Consider the following 480-nt stretch of genomic DNA (forward strand, 5'->3'; position numbering starts at 1 on the left):
GCCAGAGCTATACAGAAATACTGATAAAACCGAAGCCACGGAGATAGTAATTATCGACAGTCAAATGAATTACCGAGGAAAACTTGACACTTACCTGCTTCCCAATTGCCCCTTGCACTTTCTTTATCCATGGTTTATGATACACATAGGTTCATAAAGGCTGAGATTTAGATTCGAAGAGGAGTCCGGAAAGGGCTCCTCTTTTTGACATTCTGAAAGTTTTCATAGAAACGATAATTAGAATTACATAAAAATAAATATTCCCTATTGCGTATAATTATATATTTATAGTATGCTGAAAAAAGCATATTTCCGGCCCGGGGGATATGGGAGGAGAGAGGGTAAGCAGAGGAAACATGGACACTCTTGCAAAAGTATTTTCACTCCTTCAGAAAGGGCAGGTTATCCATATATTTTTCTAAAGGAGCGAAGAACTATGAAAAAAATTCTCGCACTGGCAGCTGCAGCTGCACTCACCGC

At 39.4% G+C, this 480-nt stretch carries 1 protein-coding gene; it reads left to right on the plus strand.

Features of this window, described 5'->3' with window-relative positions; all coding sequences use genetic code 11:
* Positions 1-292: 292 nt before the first annotated feature.
* On the plus strand, positions 293-480 hold a 188-nt coding region (locus HMPREF9453_RS12335; protein WP_222859651.1), incomplete at its 3' end, for a hypothetical protein.

This window comes from Dialister succinatiphilus YIT 11850 (assembly GCF_000242435.1).
GTDB lineage: Bacteria > Bacillota > Negativicutes > Veillonellales > Dialisteraceae > Dialister > Dialister succinatiphilus.